Origin of the sequence: Type-D symbiont of Plautia stali, assembly GCF_001485335.1 — a bacterium.
In the GTDB taxonomy this organism is placed as follows: Bacteria; Pseudomonadota; Gammaproteobacteria; order Enterobacterales; family Enterobacteriaceae; genus Pantoea; species Pantoea vagans_C.
In genome coordinates this window covers 120,548-127,952 of sequence record NZ_BBOC01000005.1, presented here as the reverse complement: position 1 = coordinate 127,952, position 7,405 = coordinate 120,548, and the positions used below count along the sequence as shown (strand labels likewise).

Below are 7,405 nucleotides of genomic sequence, written 5' to 3'. Positions count from 1 at the left end.
ACGCCAGCCCGAGTTCAAACAGATACAACCCGCGCCACTCTTCCAGTTGCAATAGTTCAGTCGAAAACAGGCGAGCCAAAGGGATGGCCAGCTGTGAAGCGGTGATACCAATCACCAACGCTTTCAGCCGGTGTTTCGCTGGCCATGCCTGAATTTGGTAATAAATGCCGAGCGAGCTGAGTGCCGCGCCGACCATACCATGTGCGGTTCGCACAATAATCGCCGAGCTAAGATCGTTAGCCAGGATATGGAAGAACGCCACGATGACGTACAGCACCAGAAAAGCTTCGGTGAACAAACGCAACCCGAACTGCTGGCGGAATTTCACTAACAGCAAGTTGATGGAGATATTACCCATCACATAAACCGCAGGCAGCCAGGCGATTTCATTGGTGTAAGCACCAAATGTGCCCTGCAGATTGGTGAGGTTGGCGGTGACCAGTGCATTACTGAGTGCACCGGTAATGGAAATCAGCAGTCCAATGATGCCAAATGCCACCCGCTTTGAGGGTGAATGGATTGGCGTAGAAGGTGAGCCCGGCAGCATCGGTTTTTCATGCGGCAGCCACTCTCGCTGGGCATAGGGATTGCGTTTGGCCACGACTAGCTGCTTCCCAATTTAGCCAGCAGTTGTTGCAGCACTTTTTCGGTTACCGCCAGTGCGTCAGGGTCGATGTCCGCCAGCAGTTGCGCGCGCAGGGCATCCGCCTGTGTTTTGACCTCAGCAAAGGCCACACGTCCTTGCTCTGTCAGCACCAGCAGACGTTTACGACGGTCCTCTTTCGGCTGCACGCGCGCCAGCAATTGCTGCTTGACCAATCGATCGACCAAAGGCACCACACTCGCCTCTTCCAGGCCCAGCAGCTGTGCCAGTGCTTTTTGTGTTGGCGGTTCGTTGGCGGTAGCGACGGTGGCGATCGCCATCCAGCTGCTCATACTCAGACCGCTCTCTTTCAGGCGGCGATCCACCGCCAGACGCCATGCGTGCGCAGTGAGATGTAATAAACGAGAAAAAGGTTGTGGATAGTCGCTCAAAACGTAGTAGCCTAATGGTTAGGTTTCTAACTAAACGGGTGCGTTATTATAAGCAAAGCCGAGTGCCATTGAAAAGTTTGCTTACATTGCCACCGTCAATTGCACACATCCCCTGCGCTCTGCTCCCCCTTTTTATTGTACAACATGATGATGATATCGATGCTGTACAACCTTTTTGTATAAGTTTTCAATCTCAGGCATCAATTTAACTTATTGTATTTTAACGATTAGCACGTTATGCACAAAAAACCACTTGTACAAGTTACATCAAATTTTATAACTTTATCTCCCGTGAGCCAGCTAATGGCTCCGTAACGAATGATGCATATTGCGTCGCCTCTGAAGGTGTATTGGATTTCCACCTTCAGAGGTGTCTTTTTTGCGTTGGTTGATGAGTTTGGGTCATACGTGCCTGTCCGCACGTATTTTTTCATCATGGAGCTGAAGGCATCTCTGCCAACAGACCGATCATAAGGGCTTCACACATGCAAAATACTGCGACCAGCAGCGAAGCCATCGCTGACTACTTTAAACTTGCAGGTAACAGCGACAGCGTTGAGATGGAAGTGTTTGGTCAAATTATTGCGGAAATCCTGCAATGTGGTATGCAGGTGACGAATAAGACGATTATCGCTTCGTTAATCCAGCGTCTGGAAATGGAAAGTGATGTCATCACCTTAGATATTTATCGCCATTTACTGGAACTGGTGGTGAATAAAACGCCAGACGATATTCAGGTTTAATATCGATTCCAGGGACGGAATCACACTTGTTTGCCTACCCTTTTTACTAGCACCCTTCAGCTTTGCCAGTTAACATCTTCCTCGTCTGATTTCCATCTGGTTACTGCCATGCCGTGACAGCATGCGCAAAATAATAAAAGAGCCTGCAAAATTTATGAGCCAACCCACTGAACACGCCCCAGCGGTGAACGATATCACGGTGGGCAGCGTGCTACGCTCGCCTGCTTTACTGACCCGAGAGTGCCTGGCGGGTGTCATCACCGCGCTGGCACTGATTCCTGAAGTCATCTCCTTTTCTGTGATAGCCGGCGTCGACCCCAAAGTGAGCCTGGTCGCTTCGGTCGTACTTTGCCTGACGCTCTCCATTCTTGGCGGACGTCCGGCGATGGTCACCGCAGCAGCCGGTTCGGTCGCGCTGGTCATTGGCCCGATGGTGCACGTTCACGGCGTGGAGTACATCTTACCGGCCGTGATCCTGGGGGGCATTATCCAGATCATCTTCGGCCTGGCAGGATTATCCCGCATGATGCGCTATATTCCGCGCTCGGTGATGATCGGCTTTGTGAATGCGCTCGGAATATTAATTTTCTTTGCACAAGTCCCGCACGTTTGGGGGCAGTCAGGATTGGTTTGGGTGCTGTTTGCTGCCACCCTGGCAATAGTGCTGTTACTGCCAAAAATCCTGAAAAGCGTTCCATCCCCGCTGGTGGCGATTGTGGTGGTCACCGGTGTGGCGCTCCTGATGGGTTATCGGGTACCCAACGTCGGCGATGAGGGGCCAATGAGTGCGGGCCTTCCAGGTTTTACCACGTTGTTAGTCCCTTTTAATCTGCAAACGCTACAAATCGTCTGGCCTACAGCGCTAAGTATTGCCTTTGTTGGTCTGATGGAGTCGCTACTCACGGCGAAACTGGTTGACGATATTACGGATACCCCTTCAGGTAAACGCCGTGAATCCTGGGCTCTTGGCGTGGGCAATATCCTTGCTGGATTCTATGGCGGCATTGCCGGCTGTGCGATGATCGGTCAGACCATCGTCAACGTGGAATTGGGCAAAGCGCGTACCCGAGTATCTACTATTGCAGCGGGTATCGTGCTGCTGTTGCTGGTCACGGGTTTGAGCCACATTATGGCGCAGATCCCGATGGTGGTTCTGGCAGGTATCATGATGGTGGTCGCTGTCAAAACAGTGAACTGGCATAGTCTGCAACCGGCAACGCTCAAACGTATGCCGTGGTCCGAAACCTCAGTTATGGTACTCACCGTGGCCGTCACCGTATGGACAGGCAATCTGGCACTGGGCGTTCTGATTGGTGTCATTCTCGCCATGATGCTGTTTGCACGCCGCATCGCGCACGTTATCCACGCTGAACGTAAGTTGAGTGAAGACGGTGAGCAGGTGCATTACACCGTGCGCGGACCGCTGTTCTTCGGCAGCAGTAACGATCTGTTTGAACACTTCGACTACGGTCACGACCCTAAAATCGTCACCATTGACCTGACTCATGCGCAAATCTGGGATGCGTCGAGCGTCGCGGCACTCGATGCGATTGAGCATCGCTATCAGCGTCACGGCGCAGCGGTACAGTTTATTGGATTAGATAACCGCAGCAGCGATTTCCGCGATCGATTGAGTGGCAATCTGGGATAAGTTTTTTAGGGAGGCCTGAGGGCCTCCCCTATTGATATATTGGACACGACAAAAACAAAAAAACCGCCCTTAGGCGGTCACGACATTACTGCATATTGCTTTGATTTTATTTGGTTTTAGGTCTAGCTAAATATGGTGCCCGGGGCGGGACTTGAACCCGCACAGCCATAAGCCGAGGGATTTTAAATCCCTTGTGTCTACCGATTTCACCACCCGGGCAGGGTGTAAATTGGAGGCGCGTCCCGGAGTCGAACCGAGGTAGACGGATTTGCAATCCGTTGCATGGCCACTCTGCCAACGCGCCTTTATTCTGATATGTCACCCGTTAAAAACAGGCAACTACATTTGGAGCGGGAAACGAGACTCGAACTCGCGACCCCGACCTTGGCAAGGTCGTGCTCTACCAACTGAGCTATTCCCGCATAATCTTCGTATTTGAGTCGCTAACTGCGTTGGCTGCTTTCACTCAACCAGGTCACTTACTTAAGTAAGCTCCCAGGCATTCGTTCAATTGCCGCCTTGTTACCAACTCAACTACTCGATTCTGTACTTCACCTTTAAGTCACTGCCTTGGCTGTACACTCGAAGGTTTAAACCTGTATTTCACCGAACTTACTGATTTCACTCAGCTTCTTTCAGACTCGCTGCCGTTCGATGCGATGCATTCTACTTATCTGACGCAATGAGTCAACAGAATTATCCACGCAGTGCGTCCGTTTGCTGCTTTTTGAATCGTATCGATCAGCTATCGAGCAAATCGCCGCGTGCTGCGCTCAAATACTGGAACATTGACCAGAAGGTCAGCACCGCTGCGATATACAACGCCACCACACCAACACCCACGACAGTGGCATCTGGGCGCCATAACAGGACAAACAGTGAGAACATCTGCGCAGTGGTTTTGACTTTACCAATCCATGACACGGCAACGCTGCTGCGTTTGCCGATCTCCGCCATCCACTCACGCAAGGCAGAGATAATGATTTCACGCGCAATCATGGTGGCAGCAGGTAAGGTAATCCACCAAGCGTGAAAATGTTCCGCCACCAGCACCAGAGCAATCGCCACCATCACTTTATCAGCGACAGGGTCAAGGAACGCGCCAAAACGCGTGGTCTGCTTCCAGCGACGGGCAAGGAAGCCATCAAACCAGTCAGTTATCGCAGCAACCACAAATATCAGCGCGGTGACAAAAGGTGCCCAGTGAAATGGCAGATAGAATGCCAGCACGAAGAAAGGAATCAGTACAACTCGAAACAGGGTAAGACACGTCGGAATGTTAAATTGCATATGCCAGTAACTGTCTGGTGTGGGTAGGATTTAACGTATGTTCCTACATTGCCCCCCCTGTTTCAACGTTAGTGTTTCAGCGAGTGGTATATTTTTTCCGCCAGTGCAAAGGAAATCCCAGGTACTTTCGCTATCTCATCAACGCTGGCATTCATCAGCGGTTGCAGGCCACCCATGTACTTAAGCAGCTGTTGACGCCGTTTTGGCCCTACGCCTTCTATGCTTTCCAGTGCACTGGTGTTCTTCACTTTCGCGCGTTTTTTCCGGTGTCCTGAAATTGCATGATTGTGAGAGTCATCACGAATGTGCTGAATGACATGCAGTGCTGGCGAGTCCGGCGGCAGAGAGACGCCCTCTCCTTCCGCTTCGAAAAACAGAGTTTCCAGCCCGGCTTTGCGATCGCTACCTTTTGCCACGCCCAGCAGAATGGGTCGATCTTTATCCCATGGCACATCCAGTTCGGCAAACACTTGCTTCGCTTGCGCCAACTGACCTTTTCCCCCGTCAATGATAATCACATCCGGGATCTTGTCCTGTTCCAACGCTTTGCCATAGCGACGGCGTAACACCTGATTCATCGCCGCGTAATCATCCCCAGGCGTGATGCCTTCAATGTTATAGCGACGATAGTCTGAACGCAGTGGGCCATCACGGTTAAACACCACACAGGAGGCAATAGTCTGCTCTCCCATGGTGTGACTGATGTCGAAGCACTCCATACGTTTGATGCTATCAAGCTCAAGAAACACCGCCAGCGCCGCGAGCCGTTGTTGAATAGTCGAGTGCTGGGAGAGTTTAGTGGTCAATGCTGTCGCGGCATTGGTGCGTGCCAGCTTGAGATAGCGTGCGCGATCGCCACGCGGTTTACTCTGGATGTTCACTTTACGCCCGGCTAACTCACTTAACGACTCAGCCAGCAATTCACGTTCGGGTAAATTGAAGTCGAGCAAAATATCGGCGGGCAAGGTGCGTGCTTCACTGCCCTGCAGATAAAACTGGCCGACAAAGGTTTGCACCACTTCGGTTAATTCGGTATCAGCAGGCACTTTCGGGAAGTAACTGCGGCTGCCCAACACTTTACCCTGGCGAATAAACAGCACGTGCAAACACGCCATACCAGCATCGAATGACACGCCCATCACATCCAGATCGTCGCCTTGATTCGAGACAAACTGTTTTTCCGTCACACGCCGTACCGCCTGAATCTGATCGCGCAGACGTGCGGCTTCTTCGAAGCGTAATCCTTGGCTGGCCTCTTCCATACGTTTGACCAGTTGGTTAATCACCTGATCATCTTTACCCGCAAGAAAAAGACGGACGTAATCGGTCTGCTGTCGATACTCCTCTTCTGTCACCAGACCGGCGACACAGGGGCCAAGGCAGCGTCCAATCTGATATTGCAGACAGGGGCGAGAGCGGTTGCGATACACGCTGTTCTCACACTGACGAATGGGAAAAACTTTTTGCAGCAAGGCCAGGGTTTCGCGCACCGCGTAACCATTGGGGAACGGTCCAAAGTATTCACCTTTAGCATGCTTAGCACCGCGATGCATGGCCAAGCGTGGATGCTCGTCAGCACTCAGGAAAATATAAGGATAGGATTTATCATCGCGCAACAACACGTTGTACCGCGGCTGATAGAGCTTGATGTAATTATGCTCAAGCAGCAACGCCTCGGTTTCGGTGTGGGTGACGGTGACATCAATATTGTGAATGTTACTGACCAATACCTCGGTCTTGCGACTGCCCACTTGAGTACGAAAATAGCTGGTCAGACGCTTTTTGAGGTCTTTGGCTTTGCCAACATAGATCACCGTGCCTGTCGCGTCATACATACGGTAGACGCCGGGCTGACTGGTCACGGTGCTGAGAAAGGCTTTGGAGTTGAAAACGTCACTCACTACTGATTAATGGCTCCGCATTGAACAGGCCATGACGAATGGCCAAATGCGTTAACTCTACGTCGCCACTGATATTCAGTTTGCTGAACATGCGATAACGATAGCTGTTAACGGTTTTCGGGCTAAGATTGAGCTGCTCGGAAATGTCCGTCACCTTTTGCCCTCGGGTGATCATCAGCATAATCTGCAATTCCCGTTCCGACAAACAGCTGAACGGAGATTCTGCTTTTTGCGGCTCGATCTGGCTGAGTGCCATTTGCTGAGCGATATCAGACGCGATATAGCGCTGCCCGGAATGCACAGAACGAATCGCACTCACCACTTCCTGCGGCGCAGCACCTTTACTCAAATACCCCGAAGCACCGGCCTGCATCACTTTCGCCGGCAGCGGATTTTCAGTGTGAATGGTGAGCATAATGATGCGGATGTCAGGATTAAAACGCGCGATTTTGCGTGTGGCCTCGAGGCCACCAATGCCGGGCATATTCATGTCCATCAGCACCACGTCAACCGGGTTACTGCGACACCATTTAACCGCATCTTCGCCACAGGCCACTTCCCCGGCAATCACGAGTCCCTTCATATCTTCAAGAATACGGCGAATACCGGCGCGTACCAGTTCATGGTCATCAACAAGAAGCAGGCTGATCAACGGGACGTACTCCGCAGGTTAGTGAAGGGAAAATATATTACTGGGAGGCCATCTTACCGGGTTTGCGGGGGAAATAACATCTGGTAACGCAGATAAATCCCAATTGAAATGATGTAAATCAATTAGGCCCACT

At 51.5% G+C, this 7,405-nt stretch carries 7 protein-coding genes and 3 tRNA genes; 2 read left to right on the top strand and 8 right to left on the bottom strand.

Features of this window, described 5'->3' with window-relative positions; all coding sequences use genetic code 11:
* Together PSSD_RS03185 and PSSD_RS03180 are read right to left on the bottom strand one after the other, a co-directional pair.
* Positions 1 to 601, bottom strand: a 601-nt coding sequence (locus tag PSSD_RS03185) for an MFS transporter (protein WP_153011401.1), incomplete at its 3' end; no start/stop codon positions are given.
* 2 nt (positions 602 to 603) lie between these two features.
* Entirely contained in the window at positions 604 to 1,035 is a 432-nt protein-coding gene (locus PSSD_RS03180; protein WP_058969396.1) for a MarR family winged helix-turn-helix transcriptional regulator, read from the bottom strand.
* A 485-nt stretch (positions 1,036 to 1,520) separates the two neighbouring features.
* Here PSSD_RS03180 and PSSD_RS03175 point away from each other — a divergent pair, with 485 nt between their 5' ends.
* Positions 1,521 to 1,778, top strand: coding sequence for a biofilm/acid-resistance regulator YmgB/AriR (locus PSSD_RS03175; RefSeq protein WP_058969394.1), 258 nt, complete (start codon positions 1,521 to 1,523; stop codon positions 1,776 to 1,778).
* Between the two features lie 154 nt (positions 1,779 to 1,932).
* Positions 1,933 to 3,429: a SulP family inorganic anion transporter gene (locus PSSD_RS03170; protein ID WP_039328923.1), complete on the top strand. Its 1,497-nt coding sequence runs from the start codon at positions 1,933 to 1,935 to the stop codon at positions 3,427 to 3,429.
* A 133-nt stretch (positions 3,430 to 3,562) separates the two neighbouring features.
* On the opposite strand, the gene PSSD_RS03165 is transcribed toward PSSD_RS03170, so the two are convergent.
* The 6 genes from PSSD_RS03165 to uvrY form a co-directional block, all read right to left on the bottom strand.
* Positions 3,563 to 3,648, bottom strand: a tRNA-Leu gene (locus PSSD_RS03165).
* A gap of 11 nt (positions 3,649 to 3,659) precedes the next feature.
* Positions 3,660 to 3,733: transfer RNA gene (locus PSSD_RS03160), tRNA-Cys, on the bottom strand.
* Between the two features lie 42 nt (positions 3,734 to 3,775).
* A tRNA-Gly gene (locus PSSD_RS03155) sits at positions 3,776 to 3,851 on the bottom strand.
* Positions 3,852 to 4,170: 319 nt separating this feature from the next.
* Positions 4,171 to 4,719 (bottom strand): CDP-diacylglycerol--glycerol-3-phosphate 3-phosphatidyltransferase, encoded by a 549-nt coding sequence (gene pgsA, locus PSSD_RS03150; RefSeq protein WP_058969392.1) that lies wholly within the window; start codon positions 4,717 to 4,719, stop codon positions 4,171 to 4,173.
* Between the two features lie 68 nt (positions 4,720 to 4,787).
* Positions 4,788 to 6,620 (bottom strand): excinuclease ABC subunit UvrC, encoded by a 1,833-nt coding sequence (uvrC, locus tag PSSD_RS03145; RefSeq protein ID WP_058969390.1) that lies wholly within the window; start codon positions 6,618 to 6,620, stop codon positions 4,788 to 4,790.
* Positions 6,613 to 7,272 carry a UvrY/SirA/GacA family response regulator transcription factor gene (uvrY, locus tag PSSD_RS03140; protein WP_058969388.1) on the bottom strand — a complete coding sequence of 220 codons (660 nt, stop codon included), beginning with the start codon at positions 7,270 to 7,272 and terminating at the stop codon, positions 6,613 to 6,615. Before uvrY ends, uvrC begins: the two co-directional genes overlap by 8 nt.
* Between the last annotated feature and the right edge of the window lie 133 nt (positions 7,273 to 7,405).

What these genes read in the sequence shown, in the direction of transcription:
- pgsA (WP_058969392.1), bottom strand. Translation starts at nt 4,719, where the DNA reads ATGCAATTTAACATTCCGACGTGTCTTACCCTGTTTCGAGTTGTACTG.
- PSSD_RS03170 (WP_039328923.1), top strand. Translation starts at nt 1,933, where the DNA reads ATGAGCCAACCCACTGAACACGCCCCAGCGGTGAACGATATCACGGTG.
- PSSD_RS03175 (WP_058969394.1), top strand. Translation starts at nt 1,521, where the DNA reads ATGCAAAATACTGCGACCAGCAGCGAAGCCATCGCTGACTACTTTAAA.